The sequence below is a fragment of the Enterococcus mundtii genome (assembly GCF_013394305.1).
Taxonomy (GTDB): domain Bacteria; phylum Bacillota; class Bacilli; order Lactobacillales; family Enterococcaceae; genus Enterococcus_B; species Enterococcus_B pernyi.
Window position 1 is genome coordinate 1 of the sequence record NZ_AP019812.1, and the last position, 26,087, is coordinate 26,087.

Genomic DNA, 26,087 nt, shown 5'->3' on the forward strand with positions numbered 1-26,087 from the left:
CTAGTAACCATATCTAATATTAGATATAGACATTAGTTCTTTTAATTTTTTAGATTGATTTTCATTTAACGATACACCGTCTTTTTTTATTGCATTAGATATCTCTATATTCATACGACTTAAAACTAACGGAACTGAAGTTCCTTCATTTTTCAACTTTTTAAGATAGGAGCCTAATACTTTTCGAAGAGATTCATTTCCAAGATCTATCTCTAAATCATCTAATAATTCAGTAATAATCACTTCTGCTTTTTTACGTCGATCGTCTCCACCAGAAAACCACTTTAAATTACTCATTTATTCATCCTCCTTGATTCCTTTTTACGAATCCCTTTCGTCTAAATCAATGATTATGTCACACTTGTCTATTAATTTATCATTATGAGATATAATAATGATTGACTTGTTAGGGTACTTTAATATTTTTTCAAAAATCAGCATTTCAGTTTTAGAATCTAGAGCACTCGTAGCTTCATCTAATAATAAAATTTTACTTCCTGATAATAAAACTCTTGCTAAAGCAATTCTTTGCTTTTGACCACCTGATAAATTCGCACCATTTTCCTCTAGATACGTATCAAGTCCTAGAGGAAGCGCAGTAATATAACTCCATAAACAAGTATCTTTCAGTACTTTTTCGAGTTCTTGTTCATCAGGAATACTTTCTAAACCTAAAAATAAATTGTCTTTAATAGTTCCACTCATAATAAAAGATTCTTGAGGCACATAGGTAATCAACTTACGTAAATCTTTTCTATGAATATTTTCAATATTTTGCTCATTTATACAAATTCTTCCATTATCTGGAGAGTAAAATCCAGCTAGAAGTTGTGCTAAAGTTGATTTCCCAGCACCACTATCACCTTTTACTCCTATATTTTTACTCACAGGTAGAGAAAAACTCATATTATCTAACACATTAGGATATTTAGTAGAATAACTAAAATATACATTTTCAAATGTAATCGTTGCTTTTTCAGTTAATTTAGCCAAATGAATAAACTTGTCTTTATTTTCATTATTTATAGAAAATACATCGTTAAGCCGATTATTTGCAACTTGTGCTTTTTGGAATTTTTCTTGTAGATTTATTATATTTTGTAGAGGTGTAGAAAAAAATATAGATAATGAATTGAAAGTTATTAGTTCTCCTATTGTAATTTCTCCATTGATAACATAATACGAACCAAACCATAATACAAAAGCCGAGGTTAAAAGAGAAACCAAAATTTTTAAATTTTGAATTATAGAATCATACATATTTCTCTTTAGTGATACATCAAAAAATTCATTTAAACTTCTATATATTTGATTTACAATCTTATTCTCACTACAAAGTGCTTTTATAGTATATATTCCGTTTAATCCTTCAATAAAATTAGAATCAACTATTGAATTTGTTTGCATCTCTTCTCCGTTTAATCGACTCATTTTTTTATTTGATCCTAATATAATTATTATATAAAATGGAATAGAACTTAACGTTATTAAAAATAATTGTTTATTAATATTGATCAATATAATCCCCACAACAATGACTGAACTTAAATCTAAAAAAATAGATATAGTAAAGCTAGCTAAAGCTTCTATAATTTTATTAGCATCAGAAAATCTAGAGACAATATCTCCAGTTTTTCTTTTAGAAAAAAAGGAAGCTGGTAAAATGAAAATATGATCTAAATATTTAAATAAAATGCTTCTACCTACATCTTGTCCTAGCTTTTCTAAATTATATCTTCTTGTAATTTCAAATATACTTGTTATAAAAATGCCTATGATATAGCTAATTGATATCATAAATAGATTTAAAAAGTCTTTTTCAGGAAGTAACCAATCTATTAAAATTCTAAAATAGTAACTTGATAGTATTCCTATAATTGTTATTATTAATGAAGATAATATCACCAATAAAATTTTTTTATATTGATCTTTTAATAAACTTATTGAAGAAAAAAAACTTTTTTTTGTATTATTTATGGGTTGGAAATCAGGCGTCTTTTCAGCAACTAAAATAACACCAGTCCAATTGTTGTTGAACTTTTCTATTGATTCTTTGTATTTTCCAATCGCAGGGTCAGCTATTAACAATTTCTCTTTTTTCACACCATATACAATACAATAATGAAGAAATTGATTATTCATTACTATATTAGCAATTACGGGATAATTGAACTCATTTTCTTTCCATACATCACTATTAGCTTTATAGGCTTCACAATTTATTCCTAATTTAGCAAATCCGTTAACTATACCTAATGCACAGGTACCTTCAGAATCGGTTTCAGTTAAGTCTCTTAAAACTTCCACTGAACTCCATGAATGAAAATTATTTAAAATCATCTGCATACAGGCTATACCACAATCAACTTCATTATACTGTTTTATTAATTTTTGTCTCAAAGAATCACCTATAAATAAGAATACTCATCCATAGAATTTTTGAATGAGTATTCTAAAAATATAATATACTAAAATAAAAGGCTCAAATTAACTTTTCCAACCAGCTGCTCCACCAGTAGCTAAATTCGCAGCAGAATTATTTCCAATAATGCCAATAGCTTTTCCCCAATCAACACTGCACCCTTTTTTATTACATGAGACTCCATTACCGTAGTATTTTCCACCTACTACTTGTGACATTTCTTTTGCTGTTAATTTCTTCAAAACTTAAACCTTCTCTCATTTTTTGAACAATAAATAATTGTCCTTATTTAAAAGATAGCATATTATTTATATTTTTTAAGTTAAAACCACGTTATTTTAACTTACAATTTTGTCATCTGAAAACATATTTTATTTTATTATTAATATGGGCTTCATGAATGTAGCTTTTGATGTCATAAAAGTTATTTTTAATGTCATAATCGTAAATATACTTACTTTGATTCATTTGCCTAAATCTAAAAAAATATAAAAGTTTGTCTCAAATAATTTAAATTAATAAAAGCCATCGGCACAGCAAGAAGACATAAGAACTATTCCGTATGCAACACTCTTTAAAAAAGAATAATTGATTAATATAAGCATCCAAGAGTGCACAAAGGGCAAAAATCCCTTTAAGCGATTTTTGCCCCTATTTAACTTTTTTATTTTGAATACTTGAATACCGACTTATCTTTTTAGTTAAATCTATTATAAAAATCAAACCGAACCATTCATAACCATTGAATTACTCATTTATTCATCCTTCTTTGTAATCTCTCAATAAATTGATTTAGCTTTTTCGTATCACTAACTGACAGCATGCCAACCTTTTTAAAAGATATGTTCTCATTGCTTTTTTGTATAGCCCTTAAAGAACCAACATCAATCCATGACTGTTTCTTTAAGCCAGTTTTTTCCCATTCAGTAATTGGAAAATATACTTTCTTTATCTTTTCTGACTTTTTCTCATATTGGCTTGTTATTCCGAAAAATTCTACCCTATCTCTTTTGTCACTTACTACCAATATTGGTCTTCTTTTACCTCCGCCTTTATCCGTAAAAGCTACGTAGACAGTCACTATTTCATTAGGCTTCATTGAACCACTCTTCTAACTTCTCATCGGTATCTAGAAAATCTACTGGCATATCTTTAGTTAGCTGTTGCAATCTGATCCCTTGCTTTTCCTCTTCACTTAGCTTTATCTCTACTGGAAACTCACCTCTTGCGACAACTTGCTTGTAAAGGATTGTAATTGCTGTCGTAGGATTTAATCCTAGTTCTTCCAATATCATTTCGGCATTCTCTTTTAAATCCTTATCCATTCCGACCTGTATTCTACTTTTTTCAATTCGTTTTTTTACCTTCATTTTTCCCATCCCCTTCTGAGTTGTTTATACTCAATTTTGCAGATTTTAAATGACTTTGCGATTACATAATACTCTTAAATCACTTGTATTACAAATAATTTAGTCAAATCAAAACTCTATTTTGTTGTTTTTAATAAACATGATTTCTATACAGTCTTTCAATTTCACTTAATACAAAAAAAGAACCTTTAACAACTATCAAATAGCTGTTAAAGGTTCTTTTTTAATCTGCAAATTGCCCTGATTTATAAACTGCTTCATAGTTACCTGATTGTTTGTCATCATCAAACAGAGAATCAATCTGATACGTTTGTAGTTTATCTTTAAATAAATTCACTTGATATTTTCTGTTAAGGTCATTGGGTTTCCCTTCGAATGGAATCCAGCTATCAACCAGATATAATTTGGTATCCGAGTCATAATAAATAAGAAAACTAAAATCATCCTCCGTATAGCTATATCTTTCGTCTCCTGAATTTAGCGTATTATTATCAATTCGGATTTTACTTTCAATAATTTTATCAATTACTTCTTGTGTTCCCTCATCTTTTGTTGAAGATCCTCCACAAGCACTTAATAACACTATAGCCATACCAGAAACCAACACTAACAACCATTTTCGCACAATATCCGACCTCATCTTTTTCTTTTAATTATAACAAACCTCAACCAAAATAACACACTTAATTAAATTATTCACATGCTCTCAGTATTTTTCTTTGAATACCTGTTCTTCGAAAGACTCAATTTTATTCTCACTCGTGATTTGACAAATTAACACACTTTGAATCGTGACATTGTTTACTGTGGACTCACAAAAAATAGAATAATGTGCTGGGTCGTCCAAATTTTGATAAATTCCTTTGACAAAACCAACCGAATCATAAGCGACTTCAACCTCAATAGCCAGTCCGTTTTCTTCAATCAATTCTGGTGTTCCGTACTTTGCCAATGCTTTGTTTCGATCATTAATCGACTGAAAATTATAATAGGCGTTCGCAAATTCGTTTAAGACTTCTTTCTCTGACACTTCTTCATCGCCACTCTCTCCATCAATTTCAGCTACAACGCTCGTATTAGTACTACGAGAAGAGTCTAACGTATCATCGCTAGTCGATATTTCTGTTTGCGGACTATGATCGGTGTCATAAAAAAGGTCTTTCGAATCAGCTTTTGTTTCATTCGATTTTTCAATACTACAACCACTTAAAAAAACAACTAATCCTAAAATAATAAGACTAAAACTCGCAATTTTCTTCATAAAATTTCCTTTCCATTCGACTTATTTAGGTGGAATGACAATCGAGGAGATCGCTCCAGAATGATAAAATTCTCGATCTAACTTCGCACAGACCATCCCTAATTCCGTATTCTGTTCATAGGTTTGAATCCGCCCGCCTTGTAACCCTCGGATAATACCTGTATGACCATACGTAGGATCGGCGCTCCATGAACCTACTTGTCCACCTCTTGACCAGTTAATAATCGCACCCACTACTAATTGATCATAAGTAGGATTTTTAATGACTTTCCAGCCGACAGCTGACCAATCATAAGCAATGCCAATATCAGAAGCAGACTCTGTATTACCAATGACATGGCTTAACGTATAACGAGTCCCTGCACCTAAGCCACAACCATTTAAAACGCCTGAATATTGGGCTGTTAGTCCATAACACTGTCCATTCCCAACACGTTGTCCTAAAAGGTTTTCTAACTCTTTTAAGCCTTGTGAACCAGTTGCCTGCCCTGTTGGAAGACTAGGAGCCAAAGTTTGCCATTTTTTTATCGCAAACTCATCATAATTCGTTAAATGATTGGCTTCAATAATGGACATACAACTAGTGAAATAAGGACTACTTTCAGTAATTCCCGCTGCGGCATAGCCACCCCGACCTAAAATGAGTAAACACGCTCGTGGATCTTTATTCCCCACAACGGCATTAAAATTGGATTGACTAGCCAGCATAAAGCCATAATAACTAAAGCTTGCTTTTACAGAAGGAAACTTCATGTACCAGCCCCCTTCTGAGCCATTCACGCCTCGAGCGGAACCTTTAGGAAAGGGACAACCGGCAAACCATGTAATACCAAAAAAATTATTATCTTCTTTAGCGGGTTGAGAAGTCCCCCATGCACTTTCATACGCCCACTGACTCATCACAACACTCGGTAACAAACGATACTTGACCGCTGTTCCTACAGCGAACTGCGCCACTTCGTCAGGGATATTCCCTTTGCCTGTTATTTCTGGAAATTCAGGTAATTCTTCGGTATATTCGCCTGTAAATCCGATCTCTTCCCCACCAGTTGAGCCGACATCATCTAAAACACCACCAAAGAAAAAGATAAAGAAAAAAAGAAAGAGACAAGGGACAGCGACAATCCCTAGCCATTTCCATTTTCGATACTGTTTAACTGCTTTCATCTTCTGCTTCTTTCACATCTTCCATATGAATCATTACTTCTTCTTCCATTGTTAGCTGATCGTCGCTGGCTTCATGAGTATCGGCTGAATGTTCAGGAGAAATAATCGGTTGATCTGTCTGATTGTTTTCTAAATCGGACGAATCTGTTACTTGATTTTCAGAAGGAGTCGGTGAATCATAAGAAACGCCTGTAGAAGGTTCGACATTCTCGATAGATACAGGCTCTTTGTCATCTACTTCTTCTATCACCTCACGCTCTTTGATTTCAGAAGGCGTTAGGTCATCAAGTGATTCCTCCTCAAATCCCCCTCTTCTGCCTCTATTTCTAGAGGTTCCACTTCAGATTCTTGCTCAAAATCATCAGCTATTTCAGGTAGTTCGCTTAACTCGTCTTCATCGAACGCTTCGTCGTAGTCGTCATACTCTTCTGGAAGGTCAAGCGCCTCATAATCTTCCTCAAATTCGTCTTCCTCCGCCCAATCTTGTTCTGGTATATCAAGCGAATCTTCCTCGAGTTCTTCTAGTTCTGACGGCTCTTCTTCGTATTCAAAAGTCTCTGAATTTTCTTCCTCGTCTGACTCCATCATAGTTGGATCTTCCTCCGTCAACCGATCATTCGACGTATGATCCTCCTGATCGGAATTGGAATTGGAATCTGAATCCTCAAACCCTTCAATTAACGACCGTCCAACCTCATCAGAATTCATAGTTGATTGACGCCCAGTTAAATGATTCGCATTGTTTCCTTCCCCTTCTGACTCTGTCTCTGGATCTTCTGTTTCTGCTATTTTGTCTTCCGTTAACCCCTTCTCTCGGTCGCTTGTGTGTAATCCTGAATCAGGGATCGTCACATTTCCAGTTATACGACCACCAGTCACAAAGGATAAGATTTTCCCAGAATTTTTATAAAGCAGTGTAATAACAATAATTTTAACAATTAGCGCCAAAATACACGTAACAATATCGACGGTTCCAGCCATACGAATAATCGAATAGTCAATCAATGTCATAATAAAATAAAACACAAACAAACCTAAAGAAATAAAGGCGCCACCTAAAAAGACCGCTAAAATCTTTCCTAACGCATTGAACAAGGAATTGCCAAATTGTGGGATCATACTTAACATGGAAACGATCGGCAGTAAGAATAACATACAAAAAATCAATAATTTTAGTAGAAATTTCGTAGCTGCAATTAATAAAAAGACCCCGCCAACAAAAATATTATTCACTAAGGAAAAAATGGAAATAAATAATTTATCCCAAATACTATCAGGTGTTAGATAAACATTTTTTTCGCTGGCATTTTCTACTAGTTCATTAATTTTGTTTATTTTATCTTCCTTCTTGTCTCCAGCGACTTCATTTTCTTTATACAAGAATTTTTCCTGTTCTTCGGTAATTTGGACGGTTCCAAAATTGATCATAGAATAGGGTTGTTCGATCGCCATCGTAAAATACGCTTCTCTAATGCGATCTACGGACGATTTTTCCCCGACATTTATCGTCTCTTTCGCAATCTCACCATTTTCTCTAAATGTCGGTACCTTGACCGCTTTAACAAGTTGCGTTTCAAAATCATCGGCTAAATGGTTAATGTCTTTCATATACTGTTCGCCATTGCTATAGATCACTGAGTTAATCCCAATAATACAAAAAAGTAAAAACATTTTCTTTAGCGCTTCATTCGGATTTTTGAACATAAATACACAAAAGATTGAAAAAATTGCCACTAAGAAAATTAATATCCCAACAGAACTAAACAATGAATTATACATGGCAATTATGGTTGTAAAAACCGAGCCGATTGTTTGATCAAACACATCATTCGATAAAAAAATCTGTAACCCCAAATCAAATACACGATAAATCCACGCATTCGCAGTCAAAATAAAATTGATCAAACCGTTCATTGCTTGATAGAACGTTTCACTGGCGCTAAACCAAAAAGAACCTTTTGTGTACAGTAAGGAACGATATGAATTAAGTGCATAATTTCCCATGTCATTCCTCCTTAACTAAACCGTTGTTCGGCATTTGAGCCACTGGTTTCTTTGACCGTTTGGAATAATTGAAGCATTTCTGGAAAAAGAGCATGTACACTGATTTTTTGCACATTTCCATAAGGATCAAGCATCAAACACTGTCCTTTCTTCATACCAGATAACCACTCTTTATTTTTTTCTGAAACAGTCACCCCGACATGTTCCAAAATTTTATCTTCTTCTTTTGGTTCATTGAAAGCAAAAATAGTACCAAAATTTCCATGATCGTCTTCTTGGTTCACATCTGCAACTGACTGTGTAGAATAGATCAACATATTATTTTGTGACCGACCAACACGTTTCATTGCATTCAAGACTTTTCGACCGACAGGTGACGTATTGAACAGCCATGCTTCTTCAAACACTTCAAACGTTTCTTCCTCTTCATTCATTGCACCGAATCGTTCACAAAACTTACCTAATGGCACCATTAATGCTAAACTACTTTTTTCTGCCGTCGTATAAAAGCGTGGATCATCTGTTTCTTTTGGTACAGATAAACCTAAAACGCCTACAATCGTAATTCGATTAGTAAAACTTAACCCCTCCGTGTTTCCATTACTAAAACCTAAACGCAAGACACTACCAGCTACTTTTTCAGCTAATAAATCCCCTACTTGTTTCACTTCTTTTTCTTCATGCCCTTGAAGCTTTTCAATCACATTCATCATACCTACACGTTGACCTTGCGCTCGTTCTTCAATGGTTAAACGGATATTACGTGAAACTTCTGTTTGTGCTAAACGACTATCATCTAAATTGATAATTTGATAAATCATTGCTTCTGCAGTATCTTTTGCGTCTGTTCCTTTCAAAAACACAATAGGATCAAGAACGCCCCAGTTTTCTTCTTTGTCAGGATCAAGTGCGACTAAATGAAAAGACCGAACGAGACGATAAAGATAGGGATATTTCTTTTGATTTTCTTTTTTGGCTAGGAAAGCCTTTATTTGTTTATTTTTTTCTGTCTTCGGATCAATAAATAACCCTTTGACGTCTAACATTGCCATATACATGAATAATAAACTGACTAAGAAGGATTTTCCTTGTCCAGTTTCACCAGTAACGACTTGGTGTAATGAAGCAGTTTTCATTGCCTCATTATATTTATTGGCGACAAAAGGATTAGATAAAATAATATTACGACTTCCTCGAATCGCACTTTGCAATGTACTGGCAGGTGTTAAATGGGGATCAACACGCCCTAAATACCAACCAGTATGATAGCCCACACGTTGATTGATCGCTAATAAATTTTCGCAAAAGCCTGCTACAGTCGTTGTTTGAACCCATTTCTTATCAGCTGTTTTTAAGCTCTCACCCATCATAAACTTGTAAAATAAATAAACTTGTTGGAATTGCGCACGAGAAATCTTGATTTTTCGTGCTTTAAATAAAGAAATAATCATTCCTACACGTTTTCGACACTCTTTCTCATCTTTGGCATATACGACAATCCCACCTAACCAATCGACAATTTCTTTTTCAGCGTTTAATTGCTCTTGCAAATTTCCAACGACTTTCCGACTATCTGAAATTTCTCGACCTTCTGCGTTTCCTACTGCTCGACTCTCTCGAACCACATTCTTTAAACGTAAAGAAGAACGATTCGCCTTCCCTTCCATGCCTAAAGCGCCCTTAGTTTGCGTGAAATTCAATTTAAAACGAAGTTCCACCGGAAATGGCAAGGTCTGTACAATCTCCGCTACGTGCATGTAAGAGACTTCTAAAGGGGTATCAGAAATAGGCAACACCGCAATCGCGCTCTCACCTTCAATACTTTTTAATTTCAATACACCTGCTCGACTGCTTGGATCAATTTCAGAATCAGTAATATTTTCCAATGTATCATTGGCATACTCCTCTTCTAATGTATGGGGCATATTCCGAATAAAGTTCAGTCGGTTCAAGTACTTCATTTCTTCTTCATTTAATGGTTTTCCTTGAAACAAATTCATTTTCCGTCTGATTAATAATTCAGCTTCTCGATAAGCTAGAAATTCTTTTTCGCCGACAACAACGTCATACCCTAGTTGTGTCACCACATTGGTACGGAATTTTTCATACGTTTTTTTCATTCCGTCTTTAAACGAATCAATCAATTCATTGGATTTCAATGGAACCCCAATAATCCAATCATAGGTATAAATCAATCCCATTTCATGTTCCAAACGTTTAATCGTATTTTTTGCATAGTATCTAGCTACCTCTGGTAAATCCTTACAAAACGAATCCGACAATTCTTCAAATCGTTCTTCTAATGTCATATCTTTTGGTACCATAAAAATATCGACATTTCCACTTTCCTTTAGCTCACCTATCAAGTGTCGAAATTTTGCCTTTACTTCTTCTTTCTTTTTATCTGCTGTCACTGGCATACTGACAGATTGAATACGATAATATGCCCATATTTCATTATCTTTTGTATACATCATATTCTCGTATACATGCTTTAATGGTATTGCTAATTTCACAAGATCCCTCCAAAAAAGCTAGGAGAATTTCTCCTAGCCCATTTTTTCAAATTGTATTTTTTCATCTACTTCTGCTCGATACTTTTTATCCTGATAAATTCTTTTAGGAATTAACTTATATTGAAGAATATAGCTCACAGAATCCCATAGATAATGATAAATTTTCAAACCGTCTGGCTCAACGCTATCGTACATCATCGTGACACTGATTGGGATCAACGCATAACAAGCTAAATCAAGCCCCGGTATCACACGTAACATGATCATCAGCGGTTTAAATATGGTAAAAAGAGAAAGCAGTGTTAAGGCAAACACCGCAATCTTTGTTACTTTTATCGGATTTTCTAATGAGAATTTTTTTGTCAATTTTTGTACCATATAAGGAACATTTAGTGCTTTTTTATAGTTATATAGATTCTTACGTTTCATGGCTTACCCACCAAAAATTGGTTTAAATAAATGACCGATAGAATCGAAGATAACCACTGGATCACTGGCTAAGAACCAAATAAACGCCCCTACAACAACGGTTGATACCATCATGCCAATCTTTTGCTTAAAGATAAAGTAACAACATAAGGCTAACACAATAATCCCTAATGCTGTTTTCATTTCTCCGGTAAACCATACTTTGGTATCCCCTAACGTTGGTTTGGCTGCTGCTAGATAAAAACTCGTTGATAAATTTACAAAACTGGTTGATAACATATTAATTTAGTCCTCCTAAATAATGATTCATTTTTATAATTTTGTATTGATCGCCTGCTTTTGAAATTTCAAAAGAGAAGTCTTCTTGGTGTAATGCACTTGTGGCATTTTCTTTAAAGGTCGCTCGAACATAGCCATGAATCGAACCTTCTGACTCATAGTATTCAGAAGAATCAATCGATTCTAAAGTATACGCTTCGCCCATCGATTCCACATCGTTCATCATGTATTCAAGTTCTGCCTCTGTTCCACTAGCATATTTTTTTAGAAATAATTCGCAAAAATCATTTACATTTGTATGATCAGTATCTGTTAATTTGTTTCCTTCTTCTTCTACTTCAATACCAGAAAAGCCTGTTTTAAAACTTTCATTTTTAGAAATGGAAGGTAAAGAAACTAAACTAAATTTTCCGTTGTTTTCAACTAAATGCACGACATATACGGATTGATCTTTGATTTTTTCATCTGCTTGTTCTGTCATTGTCACAACTCGATACTTAGCATGAATGATTTTATCGGTCGTATCCACATCAATAAGTTCTGACGAAATAAACTCACGATTGACCGTACTACTCTCTAATTTTAATGAGACATTATCTGCAAAATAAGATTTTAATGCTTCATTTCTAGTACTCATTTCTACACTATTTGTCGATAAAGGAATGTACGTTTCAAAAAATTCTTGCATATAAAAATTCATTCGATAAATGGACGAATAATTGGATTCATTTGAACCAGCGAATTCTTTAGGAAGTTGAGTAACACTCGCCTGTACCTTATCGACACGAGAACTTAACCCTAACGTACGTGTGAAACCAAGCACACTGATACTAACCAATAAAACTAAACTAGCTAAAAATAAACGATTAAATGTTTTAGCTTGCATTGGTTTTAAAGACTGTTTCCCAGTCTTATCTTTTTTAAAGAATTTTTTTGGCTTAGACTCTAATGCAACAGTGGAAAACTGTTCCTCATTTGATACATTCGAATCGTTGTCAATCTCCTGTTTTTCTTCTGTTTCTTCTTTACCCTCATTCTCAGGAATCTGTTCCTGTTTCAGTACTTCCTGTTTTTCTGGGACTTCTTGTTCTTCTTGTTTTTCTTGTTCTTCCTGATCAATTTGACTTATTAAAATTTTTCTATGAATAAAATCAATACGTTCAATTGCTTGTTGATTGTAATAATGCTCGCCTTCTTCATCAATCAATACAATTTCTCGTTCATTTACGTAATAAAATTCATTTAAAATTTGTTCACGTGAAATAGTCGAATCATACGCATAATATTCTTTTTCATAAATTTCATTATTTAACCGAACGGTAATTTTATAACTATCTGTCCGATCACCTTTCACAAGATAAATTTTAGATTCTTCTTTTTTTGCACTTTTTGGTGTTTCTAATTCTCTAAAATGCACTGGCTGTCGATTTTCTTCCTCCTCTCTTTTTTCCTGTTCCGTTGCTTTTGTCTTTTTTTGCTGTAAAAAATGAGCTAATACATACCCAGCCACTCCAATAACTACAACAAGACAAACAATAAATAAAACTATTTGTAACGCCACATCAACACCCCTTTCTTTAAGTTTTGCTCATCTTGACCCACAATGGCTTTTGCTTCAATTCAGCTATTAGCCATTGCTGTTTGGCTCTTATTCTGTGAAAAAATAATCTAGTGATACATCAAAAAAATTAGCAAGTTTTAACACACGTTTAACATTTGGTAACGTCGTTCCTGCTTCATAACTGCGAATGCTTGCCGTTGATACCCCAGCCAATAAAGCAATTTGTTCTACGACCAATTCACGTTCTTCTCTGATTTTTTTTAAATTTTTTGAGAAAAGCTCTGCTTTTAATTTGTCTTCCTCATAACTAAAACGAAACATGTTCTTTCTCCTTTTCTAAAAAACTGAATTTAGTCAAACGCTGTAGTAATTCTTTTCTACTTACATTTTGGCAATAAATTTTAATGTCATTTGGTTCTGATTTACCAAAATATCGTACTTTGTAAAAATCGTAACGATAACCTAATGAAAGTCCTGTTTCGCTGTACATTACTGTACCTTCAATCATCAAGCTAGTTGTCTTTGATAATTTTCGTTCATAAAGCACTGGCACCCTTGGCGTAAAGGGTAGATCATTGCGTTTTGTCCACTCACACACTTTTAAATAGTCTTCTCGATCTTTTGGAGTTGGACTGCTAACAAATGAACAAAATCCATACTTATTTTTTAAAATAGTATTTAAAGGTGGGCTAAACGACCGTTTCACTCTACCAATTCTCCTTGAACGATTACTCGATTATCTGTTGTTTGAACAGTTTGACAAGTAATTAGGGTAATCGTTGGTTTTCGAGTTAAATTTAATTTCTCTGTATTTCTGAAATCGACAACCTCATTTGAAATCACTTGATAATGATAGGTTTTTCCTTGTTTATCTTTTAAATAGATATCCTCACCCTCTTTTAATTGATAAATAGACGTAAACATACTTCCTTCAACCCCCATGTTATGAGAAGCCAGTGCATAGTTTCCACGCCCCATTATCGGATTAGCTAATAAAGTTGTCGCTCCATAAAGCATTTTTTGATACGTTGTTCCTTCTAAAATAGATAATTTCAATTGAATCGTTGGGATTTCAATTCCACCAACTACTTGATCAGACATACCCTCACGATTACTTTGCGCATGATTAATTTCTTCAAGTGTTGGACGCTCCATTTCAGAAAAATCTTCATTACCTGCGGAATCAAGCTGACTTGTATTCGTCAATTTGGATTCTTTTGTCGATGGAGTACTACTTTCCTTAGACGCAGTCTCGCTCTTCTTGCTTATCCCCGATTCAGTGATTTCTTCTTCATAAATAGAACTATCTGATAAATCGTTCCTTCGACTTTCTTCTATAAAGCTTGTATCACTCGGTTTAATTTCCCTTTCTTTTCCTGCTGAATGGTCAATACTGATATGAATGATAAAAAAAATCATATAAGAAAGAGCAATCAGACCGATTCCAATTGCTCCAAATAAATGTTTTTTTTTAGTTGTTTCTCTCATTCTTTTTACCTTTCACCAAAAAGACACCCATTAGACACAAGGCAGACACAAGACAGACTAAAACAGTTACCACTAATAATTGATTATTTCCATTATCAATAGCTGTTGGTGGTAAAATTTCAGGTTTTTCTTGTGGCACAATAACATTCACTTGATTCGTTGTTTTTTCTTCATCGCCAATTATTTGATAAGCGATATTCGGTACACGAATATTTCCCGAATCATCAACGTAACTTGAAAAGTCAACATCTGTCTTTACCGTTCCAGAGATAGTTAATCGATATTGCTTTCCTGCTAAAATAGAACCATCTTCAATTGACCATGTAGCTTTTTCCGCCTCTTTATCAATAAGCAAGTTCCCTTTATCAGTAATATCTGTAAATTCGACCTGATCCCCTAGATCAGCGATTTCCATTTTGATTGATTTATCATCTAACATGAAAACATCTTCTAAATCATCATAAATAGAAACTGGCTTTCCAATCGAAGAATACGGTACACCTGTTGGATTAGAAATAACAAATTCAACAACTTCGCCTTGTTTCACTTGTGATACATCTACTTCTTTCCCATTGGAATCTTTAATTTTTTTAATTGGGTTATCATCTGGTGTCTCGCCAACTTTTGTTTGCGTTTGATTCGTTAATTTTTCTTGATTATTGATTACCGTTTTTGCTTGATTTGGAAAATAATACATCTTCTCTTCTTGATTAAAATATTTATCGAGATTCATTGCTTCACGAACGTTCGTATCAAAGCTAAATGTATACGTATGACCATAAAAATCTTGCGTATTCAAGGCTTCTTCTGTAGCTACAACATGTACTTTGTTTCCTTCAGATTGATCTTTAAAAAAGTTAGAACGATCTTCGCCAGATTCATCTACTACTTTGACCTCTGATATTCGTTCTAGTTCTGGTATAATTTCATCAATCATTTCAAACGAGCGGTGATAAAATTGTTCTAATTGCCCTGAAATGTTTTGAGTAATACTATAAGTGAATGTTTCATTCATTTGCGCTAATTGATTTTGTGTCACTTCTTTTTCATCAATATCCGTTACTGTTTTTTCAGGATTAGGATCATCAGATCTTGCAGGTTTAACCGCTGTATTCCCAAACCAACTCCACTCCCAATCATTATTGACTGGTAATTTATCGGTCGCATGGGCTGATCCAAAACTAACTGTAAATTTTGATAAATCTCTAAATAGCACTGTAAACATCGCATGAATGTCATAATCATCACTTCCTTGATTATTCACTTCTGCAAATGTCTTTGATTTGTCCTCATTTTCTGTTAAAACTAACCAGCACGTAGGATCTGCCAGAATACCTGTAGATTTATCTAACATATCACTATGCAACGTAATATATTGTGTCCAATCGATATCAGAAAAAGTATAAAAACCATCTAAATGAATAGGTTCATTTGTACCAGCTTTCAAGAACTCAATACTGAAAGTCGCTTCTTGAATCCTATTTTGATAAACCCCTACTTGATCTCTCGTATTAAAAGCAATTTGACCATCTGTTGGTACCTTTCCATCAGTCGTCTTTCCTTCCTTAAAATCCTCGATAATAAATCTGGCGTCCACCTCTTCCCCAAAAGCACTCACATTGCGATAGATAACCCCTGACTTTCCTTTTTGAACATCTTTTATTGGAATACTAACCGACCGATCCTTTTGTTCACCTTCTGGAGTCTTCATTTTTTCACTCCAAGAATCACCAATGGTTTCGACCGTTGTCTTCCCCTTAATAAACTGAACAAAAAAACTATAATCAGAAGAAATAACTGTATCATCTGTAACCACAGTAGTATTAGGATCATCAATTAATTTGTTTGAACCATTCGTCTTAGTAACTTGTCCTAACTGCTCTGAATTTAATTTCACGCTTTCTGATAAACTGCTTGAATCACTACTGCTTGTTTCTGTTGCCCAAGTATTCACACTACTCGTTGCAACACCAGCAACCGTTCCTACAAGCATCATGGCAACTGCCACATGCTTTTTCATATTACTTTTACTAAAGTTCTTCACGTCACGTCCTCATTCCTATTAAATTTGAAACAACTAAAAAGGACACGATTTCTTTCGCCTCCTCTAAATTTGTTACTATTTTTATCGATCGTGTTAATTGCATGTTAAGCGGAACAAATCATTTCTAAGATAGGTGTTGTTTGCACTTCTATCACATGTTGTTGTTTCTCACTTAATTCAATTTCATCGATAATTTCTTGAAATTCTTGTGTACCTTTAATCTCATCAATTTCTTGTATGATTTTAGCAGTGGCAGCTGCTGTCCGTTTAAACCAGTTCTTTGATCGTTCATACAGCTGTTCGTTTGGTTCAACAGCTAAACGCATTTTTTCAGCGTCCCCTAAGAAAGTTTGCCATTTTCGGTTCACGCTCCAGTATTTTCTACTAACACCTGCTCTTCGATCAGTAAACAATAAATAATCTTTTATGATACCCAAGACAATATTTGCTAAATCTCCAGAACGCATGAACTCTTTTATCACCAACATTGCACGTTCGTTCTTAAATCGTAGTTCATAACGATTTTTTATTGGCACTTCTTCGACAGGAATCCCTAATTTCCGAGCTTGTTCGTAATTTTTTTGATAAAAAGTGATATAGAACTCACTTTTCTTCGATCCAAAATAAATACTTGTGCCTTCCTGTTTCTTTTCGGAAATACTTCCTGAGCCATTAAAATCAAATTTACGAAATCGTGAAATTAATTCTTGCCGAAACACCTTGTTTAAGAGCGTTGGTATACTTAAATATTCTTGATAATCATTGATTGCCAAATCAAGTCTTGTTACTCGGCAATTATATTCAAAACAGCAATAAAAAAAGTCGAACCACGTTCGACCTTGCGCTTCAAGGAAGGCTTCAAATTGACGACAACCTTGTCCTGATAGTTGAATTAATACACCACGTTCATCATTCTTCTTTGAATAGAGAACTTGGATATAATCTAATTGATAACCACCTATATAACCGTACAAATGTGAATCCACTTCGGCAAAATAAGCTTTCTCAATCTTTAACACATCTTTAAATATGCCAGCAACATCATTTACAGGAAATGTGACTCTCAGATAATCAATAATACATTCTAACGGATCATGTCGATCCTGCATGGCAATATAATCAAAAATTTTATTTAACGTTTCCTCAGAAACTCTCACTATATCACGCTCTAATTCACTGATAACCTGACGACTCACACCTATTTCCTTTGCAAACTCCGTTTGCGTCATACGAAACCTTATTCTTGAAGCTTTTACGCTTCTTCCTAAGTCATTTAATACTAAATTATCAATCGTTTCTCCCCCACTTAATTTAGTTGTCAAAATCACGATTTTTTTTCGAGAGTGTGCAACCAATGAAAAAGCTGTTATATCAGTCTTTAGAACCTCTGAAACTTGAATTTTACATCTCCACTACCCCCCTGTTAGAGTACGGGGGTTACAGCTTGACGAGCAAAGCTCGCCAAGCCCGTTTTTCCCTATGTTTTTACTTGAAAATGGCGCAAAACCAGCGCCTTTCACGAATTTGTAAGCTTACTGTTCAGTCCTCACACGAGGAGACCTCGTATTCGTCGTTGCGTTCAACGGTGGGCGCTAAAGCGCCCACCTCTCACAAGGAGACCTTGTTCGCTCCGCACAGTAAGCAACAACTTCGGAAAACTTTCCAACTCAGTAAAAACGGTCAAAACGTTGGCATAATGTAGCCATATCAACAAGTTCTGTGTATCATATTCCGCCTTCGATTTCTAACTCTTTTTCAAGTTGTCCTTTCTCAACTTCCGATAAACTTAATCGTGAATAATCTTCTTCAATCATGTTCGGTATTTTAGACAAAGCTTCCTTAAAATCAAAACTTTTAGGAACTAATGGAGAATAAGCCTCCCTTGGCATTCCTCCATCACTAATATAACCACGTCCACGTACTTCATTATTGAAGAAATTCTTATTTTCTCCAGCTTTCCCAAAAATCATTCGATAGCCGTTTCCTTCTAACTTACCAAGAGAAAGACGTAAATTAAATTGATCTCTTAATTTACCATCAATATCTTCCGTGTCTGGGCGTTGAGTTGCTAGAATAATAAAGACACCTGCTTGACGACCTTTTAGAATGATTTGAGTTAACGGCTTCATGATTTCTTGACGTTTTTTAAAATCATCATTTACTTCTGCCATTAACGCACTCCACTCATCAGCAACTACAAAATAAGGTGCCATATCGTAGTACGTATAATCTGCTCCCCATTTATAATTTGAGTGTGTTTTCATATACGCAAAACGATTGATCATTTCTGTTTCAGCGTCTTTTAAGCAACGTACAATGCGATCAACGCCACTAAAGGCATGATTTTTAAACGCTGGTAATTCGCCAATTGCGACTAAATCTGCGTTTTTAGGATCGCAAATATACACTGTACCTATCTTTGATAAATGTAAAATGAGCGTAAACAAGAAAAAGGTTTTCCCCCCACCAGTACCACCACCAATAAGCATATGTGGCATTTTAGCAAAATCCCAAGTAAAATCTTTCATGATTTGAACTGACGTTTTTGTTACTTTCACATCATTAATTGAAATACGATTCGTTCCCAACCCAATTAAAAGCTCATGTTGCGTAAAACCAAGCTCGCTTCTTGAATCAATTAGATCCGCAAAAAACATTTGTTCTAATACAGGACCAATTTTCAACATTTGTTCATGATACCTTTTACCGTCGGTTGGTACTGTGATTAACGTTGTAAACTTTTTATGCCGATAGTATAACTTAGGAAATTTGATTCTTTCTTGTGCTTTTCCATCTGTTCCTTTTTTTATTTTTCGATCAACCCAATTACGACTAACAATCATTTGAGCTAACATTTGTCGGTGCAAAACTCGTACAAAAAATTTCCCTCGTACTTTTGAAGTTCTTCTTATACCTGCTAAAACAACAAAAATCAACGTAATTAAACCGACTAATTGGGCTGTTGGAAGTATCAATACTCGATACTCAAATCTACTATTTGCGATCATCGGTTTTACAATAGGATAGATTTGAAAGTAACAAAAAAAGCCTACCCCAACTAAAAAAGGTAAAGCCATAAAAAACAAATAAAAGCGATAAATGTTTGTATGAATTTTTCTTATTTTAATCCCTCGATACCGAATAAATTTAGAAATAGTAAATCCTCCTAATTATTTTGATTCTTTTTTGGATCTTTTGGAGTATTCGTCGTTCCAACTGGTTCAGTTGTTGGTTCATTCAATTTTTTGATATCTTCCGCAAACACTTGAATATAGCTACTTGCAAAATTTCCATTTCCAAAACCCAGTAGATTAGTCGTCGGATTCACTAGTTTTACTTTATCACCAGCAACCAATTCACGTAATGGTGTTTCAACTGGCACAGTAATAATTTCTTCAGATAATTGTTTCCTCGCAATTACAACATAGCGTAGCGCTACTGGAATACGCTCACCTGTATCTTCATCCACTTCTGTTTTTGGTGACTTCATACGTAAAAAGGTCATGTCTCCAAACGTTTCATCTGCATCAATTTCCATGCCTGCATTCAATTCATTTCTTTTAGCCATTTATTTTCCCCCTACACAGTTCCTTTTTTAATACTTTGTGCAAATATACGCCAACCTGTAATCGCTCCGCTACCTGTACTCTCACTGATAGGTTCAACTCTTACATCTGCAATTGACACCACATCACCGAAAGCAAAGTCACTTAAATTCACACGAGTTGGAAAAATAACTTCAATTGCTTCTGACTGCTTAGCGCTTAGTAAACGACAATAGTTACCAACATGCTTACGAGCTTGTCCCAAACCTTGTGTATATTCTGCACCTTTAATTGGTTTTCCAACAAAAGATAATGTTCCAAATGTTTCTTGTGGTTTTATCTTTAAAAATTCCATGTATCGTCCTACTTTCTGTTTCTTGTTTTACTGTCCATTTTAAGTAAACATTGTCTGACAATGAACTAGTTTTTCTTGTAACTCTTTTTTGGCTTCTTCAAAATAAAATTCTAAAAAATTATCGATCTTTCCGTCCAACAGTTTATGGCAATAAGAAATAGAATCCCTTTGATTGGTAAACTGCTGTTCTTCATATTCTTGCAAAGATTTTAAGTGAAGCTTTTCTGAAATTTGTTTTAAACGAATTACTGCTTCGTTATACTCTTGTTCCAATTTGTTTAAAGGATTTGATCCTTTCTTTTCTGCTAATTGATCTCTACACTGATCAAAAAAACGGCTGTAATCCGAAAAATAATTTCGAACTTTTTCTGTAAATAATTGATTAAAATAATCTGTATTATACACTGCGCCTGCCTCACTTATATTTTGGCTTTTTTCTTGTGCTATCTTTTTTTCAGGGATCATCATGGCATTTCTGCTCCAACCGCACACCTGAAATACAGACACTTTGTCAGTCAAATACCCTTGCTTATTCTCACGAAATCACAAGTTCCATCTAGTATCATCAGCGCTCGCTTTAGCAAGCGTCTTAAGGATTTTATAAATGGTTCCTCAACCAACTACACAAATTAACTAAAACATGCTATAGTATAGTTTCCTAGGCTATGCTATGCACATTTGTTATGTGTATATGGAACAAGAAAGAAGCTATTACTGGATTTTTTCTTGCTCACTATTCAGTTGTCAAAGATCATTCGTTAATAATTGAGTTGATTGTGATAACCGTAAAAAAAAACGAAAAAAAGAGTCAGTCGCCTTAGTAGCAACTGACTCCTTTTTTCACTGTTAAAACGTTGGTTGCGCCGATAAATAACATGATTCCACACACAATAGATTCCCTACGTTTCCTAAAAATTATATATAAAAAATAAATATAATAATTATAAATCGTAGAACTATTACCAAGAATGTGTTATCATATTACCGTTGTGGCGCAAGCCATAACAGTGAAGGAGCCTAGGTGTGCTAGGTCTTGTGGCTTTCTGGCGTCGAAGGGTTACCAGCCCTGAGCCTTTAAGCCTTCCTTCATTTTTTTTGTATCTACGTACACATAACTGACTGTGCTAAGTATCACAATCAACTCGCTTACGACTTTACCCTTAATTAAAATAATTGTCAAGTAAAATATCGGAATAAGCATATATGTAAAATTTAATCAATCAAATCTTACAAGTAAAAAGTTTAACATAACAAAACCAAATAAACAAACGCTTGTTCTTTTTTTGCGTCCGAAAAATCATAACCGTTGAGTTTGAACTCATAATCGTTATTTTAAATTAAATTATAATTAGAAATTCGTGTTTTTTATCATCGTTTTATTTTTATATTTAAGCGTTCAATACTGAAGTCCGCTTACTATATGTTTGCGAATTAGATACAAATTTGCTATAATTTAATTAACAAAAAGGAGCTATGCGCGAACATAGCTCCCATGTAGAACCGTTAAAAAGACGGTGACTGTTATAATACGGATTTAACCATCTACAACTGGTCAAAGTGCTAGATGGTTATTTTTTTTGGTCTTTATGGTCAATAATCAGCAAAACTAACGTCGCAAAAGCGATCATCAGTTGGATTGCTTCAAAAGTTGACACTTGCTTACTCCCTTCTAGGGATAAAGCTATGAACCATAGGCATCACCCCTTTTTCAAGAGACTAGCCACCATCTTTTCACTTCTCTACCTCTCAATTATATCATATTTTATAAGCTAATTTCTTCGATAATTAGTCTTTTCTCTAATAGTAATTTGTGAATCAAATTATTAACCTAATTTTCATTTCCAATACTAGGACTATAGATTTTAATAATTTTTTTGGATAAATGTAACTCCATATCTAAATTAGTTACACCACTATATAATCTATAATAAAAAGGCAATTCGGAGTACATGGAACATAAAAAAGAAGCCATTCTTTTGACGAACGACCTCTCCTTTGATTTGTAATATCCAAAACCATTATAGCACTTTATTTTCCGCTAATTTAAATCATATCAATCTTTTCTCTGAACAGACATCCCTATACCAGTAAGTTCAGATAACTCATCTAAACTTAAATAATTTCCAATTTTTACAATTTGTTTATCAATTTCAATGATTGGTAAACTTTTAATGTCTTTAATTCTCAATAGCTCGAAAACTTTAGAATTTTCAATAAAAGGTTTAATTGAGTCACTTAAAATAAACAAATTTGTTTCTAATTTTTTTTCATTTGTACGATTATAAAACTCTTTTGTAGCAAAATCTTCATGTAACGATTTGAAAATAAATAGTTCTTCATCATCAACTTGATCAAACACATAATATGAAATTATCATTTTCCTATTGTCAATCCTCCTGCAGTACTTGAAACCGATCCAACACCAAAAGTATTGTATACCTGCATAGCCAATCTAACACTATAATAATTTCTTTTTCCAGTATACGTAAAATACATACCTCCGCTATAACCAGTCACATTATATAAATTTACTGTCTGTGTATATGATTGTACATTGCCTAAATTTAATCGTGTAGATATACGATACATTGGTGAATTTGGACTTGTTATAATATATTCTGTGCGACCTTGAGTATTACTTATTTTTTTCGTTGAAGCTGTTAATCGTAACACATTTGCAGATAAACGTAATTTAGAATCTTGATCAGACACAGTTTCTGTAGTATAAAAAGTATCTCCACTATCAAATCCTTTAGACTTAAAATATTCTTGTTCATCTAACGTTAATTCATGGAATGGAATAGCTTGTTCTTGTGTCTGTAAATCAATCTCTTCACCATTTACTACCATACTTGACAATCCAAAACCAACAAAACCAAATAAAGAAATTAAAACTATAGTTAATACTTTTTTCATAATACGATTTCTCCTTTAAGTTTTCTCCAAATTAAACAACAACAAACTATCTTTAATATTCTCTAAACCACAAACATTTTAAATTTTCTGAATTTTCAGTCTTAAACAGACAACAAATTTCTCCTAATTCTAATCCATCGCTAACCCTCCTAAAATTTCCATATTGAGACTATATCATGACTGAAATAATTTTTAGCAAAAATATCATAAAAAGCTATTTTAAACACATAATCGTGTTACATATGTAAAAAAAACTAAAAAAGCTTATGATTTAAAAAAATATAAAAATAGAGGTCGTTCTGTTAAAGAACGACCTCTATTTTTATTTGTAATACTCAAAACTATTATAGCACTTTATTTTCTGCGGTGCTTTTTATGAAAAAAACACAACTATACTAGTAAGTACATGATAATTCATCTAAACTTACTAACATTCCTTTATTCAGCTTCTCGAATTGTTGTTATTCCCACAATTTGAGTAAACTGACTTTCAGTAATATTTAGTTTTTGAGGTGGATTTCCAACATTTTTATTCCACCAAATTCTCTTTTCAAATGGAAAACTTTTCACAGACATAAACTCTATATAAAAGTTTTCTAACTGGGCTTTTTCTGAATTTCTTAGTACAAATGTGCGAGTGATACTAGTTCTAGGGGCTATATCTCCTAAATATATTCCTCTGGGTCTTTCTTCTTCATCAAGCGAAATTAAACCACTGTGCATTTCAGCAATATTTTCAGGAGTTGCAACTGTCACATTGTAAATAGTTAAATCCGAGCCATTATGTAATGTAACATCATACTGAATCTTTTCAGTACCAGAAAATACTCTATTATCTTTCAAATCGATACTAACTTGATTTATTCTGTCTAAAGATACTTGTCTATACGATAATAAACTTATTAATAAACTTAAAGTAGCTACAACTATTGTAAAAATATCTTTCCAGTTCTTTTTAAAAAATTCTTTCAACAGATCACTCTTTCCTTTGGTTTTGAACTCATAATCGTTATTTTGAATTAAATTAAAATTAAAAACGTGCGTTTTATCTTTATCTAAGCGTTCAATACTGCAGTTCGCCTAGTCTATATTTGCGAATTTGATAATATTTTGCTATAATCTAATTAACAAAAGGAGCTATGCGTCAACATAGCTCCTATGTAGAACCGTTAAAAAGACGGTGACAGATATTAATTGTTTTATTCAAACCATCTAACGCCCTGTCAAAGTGTTTAGATGGTTATTTTTTGTCCTTATGGTCAATAATCAGCAAAACTAACGTCGCAAAAGCGATCATCAGTTGAATTGCTTCAAAAGTTGACACGTGCCTACTCCCTTCTAGGGATAAAGCTATGAACCATAGGCATCACCCCTTTTTCAAGAGATTAGCCACCATCTTTTCACTTTTCTACCTCTCAATTATACCATATGCCATCAGTTAATTTCTTCGATAATCAGTCTTTTTTCTAATAACAATTTGTGTAATAAATTTCTTCCTTTTTTTTCATTATCAATACTTGGAGAATAAGCATGCAGCAGCTGACTAATTTTACTAGCCAAATCTAACTCCATATCCCTAGTGGTTTTATCTCCATATCTTTCGTAGTAGAAAACCAATTTAACATAGGAGTCATATACATCATAATGATCAAAAATAGTTTGAAAATATGAATAATCCAAGTTACTTAATGAATGACCAAAAAAAGCTATTTCTTCAATTTCATCTTTACTAGGCAAAATATCTACCTTATAGTTTTTTGCTAATTTTGTTTCAGTCATTTGTCGAAAGGTTTTCGTAAAACTATAAACTTCTGAACTAGGTAAAATGGCTTCTTGATCTATACCAAATAATATTGAGTCTGTTTCAGCTTTTCCATGAACATTTATAACATCTAAGCTTCTTCTACTAAAAGGATCTGTATAGTTAAATGAAAAAATTTTGTCAGTAAAATTATTTATAGATTTACCAGAAATTTCACAAATTTTATTTATTGCATTATGCTTATAAGAATTTTTGCTAGATTCGGTTTTAATATATTCTGCAAAATCTTTTTCAAATAAACGTAATTCATCATACAAATATTGTAAAAAATCATCCTCTTGATACTTCTTATTTCGATCGGGTAAAAAACTTGCTACGTGTAAACAAACCCAGCTAGAAAGACCCATATCGTAATCCTCATTAATAACTCGACAAATTTCTTTAAATGAAGGTGTTTCTGTTTTTTCATTAGTTAAAAAATCTAACATTCTATCTTCAATATTTTGCCATTGAATATCTTCTAAATTTATTTGACCAACTTTTTGAAAATAAAATAATACGATATCCCAAAAAGTTAAATTACTAGCTTTGATTGTTCCTTGCATACCTAACCTTATCTCAAGTACCTCATACTCATGTATATTATAAAAACCTTTCTTTCTCTTAGCATGAGTAGTTTTAAGATCAAAAAGTGTAGAAAATGAATACACAGGAGCATTTAGTCCAGTTGATCCAAGTTTATGCTTTTGTTCAAATATTCTATAAATTTCTAATAAACCATCGTTTATATTTTCAGTAATTCTTTTTTCAAAAAAGTCCGCATATCTAGATTTTAAGCCACAGGCTAAATCAAAACCATTGCCCAAAATGATTAATTTTTTATTTTCCATTTTTTATACACCTTTTTGTTATTTAACTATCTAGTTTACATAATCTCGATTATAACAAGTATCAGTTCTATCAACTTT

General features: G+C 33.4%; 29 protein-coding genes. All 29 read right to left on the reverse strand.

Annotation, left to right across the window (positions count from 1 at the left end):
• The 29 genes from HZ311_RS15160 to HZ311_RS15290 all read right to left on the reverse strand — a co-directional run bounded on the left by HZ311_RS15160 (position 1) and on the right by HZ311_RS15290 (position 26,009).
• Positions 1-297, reverse strand: coding sequence for a bacteriocin immunity protein (locus HZ311_RS15160; protein WP_023524142.1), 297 nt, complete (start codon positions 295-297; stop codon positions 1-3).
• A gap of 24 nt (positions 298-321) precedes the next feature.
• Positions 322-2,400, reverse strand: coding sequence for a peptidase domain-containing ABC transporter (locus HZ311_RS15165; protein WP_178946870.1), 2,079 nt, complete (start codon positions 2,398-2,400; stop codon positions 322-324).
• A gap of 87 nt (positions 2,401-2,487) precedes the next feature.
• On the reverse strand, positions 2,488-2,640 hold the full coding sequence (locus tag HZ311_RS15170; protein WP_039729568.1) for a leucocin A/sakacin P family class II bacteriocin: 153 nt from the start codon (positions 2,638-2,640) through the stop codon (positions 2,488-2,490).
• Between the two features lie 533 nt (positions 2,641-3,173).
• Entirely contained in the window at positions 3,174-3,521 is a 348-nt protein-coding gene (locus HZ311_RS15175; RefSeq protein WP_023520799.1) for a type II toxin-antitoxin system PemK/MazF family toxin, read from the reverse strand.
• The gene (locus HZ311_RS15180) at positions 3,511-3,792 is read right to left on the reverse strand and encodes a type II toxin-antitoxin system RelB/DinJ family antitoxin (protein ID WP_041684767.1); all 282 of its coding nucleotides are present in this window, start codon (positions 3,790-3,792) and stop codon (positions 3,511-3,513) included. Before HZ311_RS15180 ends, HZ311_RS15175 begins: the two co-directional genes overlap by 11 nt.
• 223 nt (positions 3,793-4,015) lie before the next feature.
• Positions 4,016-4,417, reverse strand: coding sequence for a putative periplasmic lipoprotein (locus HZ311_RS15185; RefSeq protein ID WP_224435013.1), 402 nt, complete (start codon positions 4,415-4,417; stop codon positions 4,016-4,018).
• A gap of 81 nt (positions 4,418-4,498) precedes the next feature.
• Complete coding sequence (locus tag HZ311_RS15190; RefSeq protein WP_023520796.1) at positions 4,499-5,053, reverse strand: EF0163 family protein; 555 nt, start codon at positions 5,051-5,053, stop codon at positions 4,499-4,501.
• Between the two features lie 21 nt (positions 5,054-5,074).
• On the reverse strand, positions 5,075-6,220 hold the full coding sequence (locus HZ311_RS15195; RefSeq protein ID WP_178946871.1) for a glucosaminidase domain-containing protein: 1,146 nt from the start codon (positions 6,218-6,220) through the stop codon (positions 5,075-5,077).
• A complete protein-coding gene (locus tag HZ311_RS15200) occupies positions 6,207-6,470 on the reverse strand; it encodes a hypothetical protein (RefSeq protein WP_178946872.1) in 264 nt (87 codons plus the stop codon). Before HZ311_RS15200 ends, HZ311_RS15195 begins: the two co-directional genes overlap by 14 nt.
• Before the next feature lie 26 nt (positions 6,471-6,496).
• Positions 6,497-8,224, reverse strand: a complete 1,728-nt coding sequence (locus HZ311_RS15205; RefSeq protein WP_178946873.1) for a CD3337/EF1877 family mobilome membrane protein — start codon at positions 8,222-8,224, stop codon at positions 6,497-6,499.
• An 11-nt stretch (positions 8,225-8,235) separates the two neighbouring features.
• Entirely contained in the window at positions 8,236-10,740 is a 2,505-nt protein-coding gene (locus HZ311_RS15210) for an ATP-binding protein (protein ID WP_178946874.1), read from the reverse strand.
• Positions 10,741-10,773: 33 nt separating this feature from the next.
• A complete protein-coding gene (locus tag HZ311_RS15215) occupies positions 10,774-11,169 on the reverse strand; it encodes a conjugal transfer protein (RefSeq protein ID WP_023520792.1) in 396 nt (131 codons plus the stop codon).
• Positions 11,170-11,172: 3 nt separating this feature from the next.
• The gene (locus HZ311_RS15220; RefSeq protein ID WP_178946875.1) at positions 11,173-11,448 is read right to left on the reverse strand and encodes a TcpD family membrane protein; all 276 of its coding nucleotides are present in this window, start codon (positions 11,446-11,448) and stop codon (positions 11,173-11,175) included.
• Between the two features lies 1 nt (position 11,449).
• Positions 11,450-13,009 (reverse strand): conjugal transfer protein, encoded by a 1,560-nt coding sequence (locus tag HZ311_RS15225; protein ID WP_178946876.1) that lies wholly within the window; start codon positions 13,007-13,009, stop codon positions 11,450-11,452.
• Between the two features lie 87 nt (positions 13,010-13,096).
• The gene (locus tag HZ311_RS15230; RefSeq protein WP_178946877.1) at positions 13,097-13,330 is read right to left on the reverse strand and encodes a helix-turn-helix domain-containing protein; all 234 of its coding nucleotides are present in this window, start codon (positions 13,328-13,330) and stop codon (positions 13,097-13,099) included.
• Entirely contained in the window at positions 13,317-13,715 is a 399-nt protein-coding gene (locus tag HZ311_RS15235; RefSeq protein WP_178946878.1) for a hypothetical protein, read from the reverse strand. The genes HZ311_RS15230 and HZ311_RS15235 overlap by 14 nt, the downstream gene beginning before the upstream one ends.
• Positions 13,712-14,497 (reverse strand): class A sortase, encoded by a 786-nt coding sequence (locus tag HZ311_RS15240; protein ID WP_229078147.1) that lies wholly within the window; start codon positions 14,495-14,497, stop codon positions 13,712-13,714. The genes HZ311_RS15235 and HZ311_RS15240 overlap by 4 nt, the downstream gene beginning before the upstream one ends.
• Positions 14,481-16,541, reverse strand: coding sequence for a hypothetical protein (locus tag HZ311_RS15245; RefSeq protein WP_178946879.1), 2,061 nt, complete (start codon positions 16,539-16,541; stop codon positions 14,481-14,483). Before HZ311_RS15245 ends, HZ311_RS15240 begins: the two co-directional genes overlap by 17 nt.
• A gap of 104 nt (positions 16,542-16,645) precedes the next feature.
• Positions 16,646-17,869 carry an XRE family transcriptional regulator gene (locus HZ311_RS15250; RefSeq protein ID WP_232092516.1) on the reverse strand — a complete coding sequence of 408 codons (1,224 nt, stop codon included), beginning with the start codon at positions 17,867-17,869 and terminating at the stop codon, positions 16,646-16,648.
• A gap of 396 nt (positions 17,870-18,265) precedes the next feature.
• Positions 18,266-19,516 carry an FtsK/SpoIIIE domain-containing protein gene (locus HZ311_RS15255; RefSeq protein ID WP_224435007.1) on the reverse strand — a complete coding sequence of 417 codons (1,251 nt, stop codon included), beginning with the start codon at positions 19,514-19,516 and terminating at the stop codon, positions 18,266-18,268.
• 191 nt (positions 19,517-19,707) lie between these two features.
• Positions 19,708-20,109, reverse strand: a complete 402-nt coding sequence (locus tag HZ311_RS15260; protein WP_023520783.1) for a DUF961 family protein — start codon at positions 20,107-20,109, stop codon at positions 19,708-19,710.
• A gap of 11 nt (positions 20,110-20,120) precedes the next feature.
• Positions 20,121-20,441, reverse strand: coding sequence for a DUF961 family protein (locus tag HZ311_RS15265; protein ID WP_178946881.1), 321 nt, complete (start codon positions 20,439-20,441; stop codon positions 20,121-20,123).
• A 39-nt stretch (positions 20,442-20,480) separates the two neighbouring features.
• Positions 20,481-20,909: a hypothetical protein gene (locus HZ311_RS15270; protein ID WP_178946882.1), complete on the reverse strand. Its 429-nt coding sequence runs from the start codon at positions 20,907-20,909 to the stop codon at positions 20,481-20,483.
• Between the two features lie 1,100 nt (positions 20,910-22,009).
• On the reverse strand, positions 22,010-22,096 hold the full coding sequence (locus HZ311_RS16090; RefSeq protein WP_219842351.1) for a putative holin-like toxin: 87 nt from the start codon (positions 22,094-22,096) through the stop codon (positions 22,010-22,012).
• A gap of 398 nt (positions 22,097-22,494) precedes the next feature.
• The gene (locus tag HZ311_RS15275; protein WP_178946883.1) at positions 22,495-22,818 is read right to left on the reverse strand and encodes an arsenic metallochaperone ArsD family protein; all 324 of its coding nucleotides are present in this window, start codon (positions 22,816-22,818) and stop codon (positions 22,495-22,497) included.
• Positions 22,815-23,357: a hypothetical protein gene (locus HZ311_RS15280; protein WP_100495147.1), complete on the reverse strand. Its 543-nt coding sequence runs from the start codon at positions 23,355-23,357 to the stop codon at positions 22,815-22,817. The genes HZ311_RS15275 and HZ311_RS15280 overlap by 4 nt, the downstream gene beginning before the upstream one ends.
• A 438-nt stretch (positions 23,358-23,795) precedes the next feature.
• Positions 23,796-24,329, reverse strand: a complete 534-nt coding sequence (locus HZ311_RS15285) for a hypothetical protein (protein ID WP_100495148.1) — start codon at positions 24,327-24,329, stop codon at positions 23,796-23,798.
• 268 nt (positions 24,330-24,597) lie between these two features.
• Positions 24,598-24,681 carry a putative holin-like toxin gene (locus HZ311_RS16095; protein WP_219336905.1) on the reverse strand — a complete coding sequence of 28 codons (84 nt, stop codon included), beginning with the start codon at positions 24,679-24,681 and terminating at the stop codon, positions 24,598-24,600.
• 110 nt (positions 24,682-24,791) lie between these two features.
• Positions 24,792-26,009 (reverse strand): AbiH family protein, encoded by a 1,218-nt coding sequence (locus HZ311_RS15290; RefSeq protein WP_178946884.1) that lies wholly within the window; start codon positions 26,007-26,009, stop codon positions 24,792-24,794.
• Positions 26,010-26,087 lie beyond the last annotated feature (78 nt).